This window comes from Stenotrophomonas maltophilia group sp. RNC7, assembly GCF_030910085.1.
Lineage (GTDB): Bacteria > Pseudomonadota > Gammaproteobacteria > Xanthomonadales > Xanthomonadaceae > Stenotrophomonas > Stenotrophomonas sepilia.
On record NZ_JAVFVN010000804.1, the window covers coordinates 1 to 811 of the forward strand.

Here is an 811-nt window from a genome sequence, read left to right on the forward strand (position 1 = left end):
GTCAAGGTTCTGTAGACGGTGGCTACGAAGTAACCATCTATGGAGAAGGCTTCCAGAACACAACGGAAGTATACATTGCAGGTGTAAAAGTACCGAGCAGTGCCGTGAAAGTAGATACGGTAAACTATACTTCCATTACAGTAACTGTACCGAAATATCCAGGAAATATTGGTATCGACTTTATTACAGACAGGAAGTTCGTTCCCATCACTGTACTGAATGAGGACGGTGGACACAATACGAAGCTGGATCTGTTCTCCTATGTAATTGCTTCCAGCAGGCCAAGAATTGACCGAATTAATCCAGTAAAGGGAACTGCCGCAGGCGGCGATGTTGTAGAAATGTGGGGATACGACTTTAGATTCTTCGAACCGTATAAAGGACAAACCCCTAGACCTGGCGACGAAAACTTTGATGATTTGGACCGAGATGGCAATTGGACCAACTACAGGACGGAGCAGGATGCACCGCAGAAACCACTGGATCACCCTGTTTTTACAGAATACAGCGAATCTCCAGTGCTACCATCGGTGTATTTTGGCAAGGAAAAGGCAAAAATAGTTGAATTTAGAGATGGCTATATGAAAGTAATTGTACCGACAAGTGCTACCATAGGCGCAGTAGATGTTTACGTATTAAATAATGATTCTGGAACATCGAAAAAGCAGAGATTCACCTATGAAGGCTCCAATCCAAATATCAGCAGTATTCTGCCCAATGTGGGTAGAAAGCAGGGTTGGCGATACAGGCGATGTCCGCTGAAGCGTCTCGAGGGAGCGATGTAGCTTGGCTGACCTGTCATCCAAAGCAT

Annotated in this window: 1 protein-coding gene; it reads left to right on the forward strand. The window is 45.0% G+C overall.

Annotated elements, in window-relative coordinates:
* Positions 1-785, forward strand: a 785-nt coding sequence (locus tag RCF13_RS19355) for an IPT/TIG domain-containing protein (RefSeq protein ID WP_308141465.1), incomplete at its 5' end; no start/stop codon positions are given.
* Between the last annotated feature and the right edge of the window lie 26 nt (positions 786-811).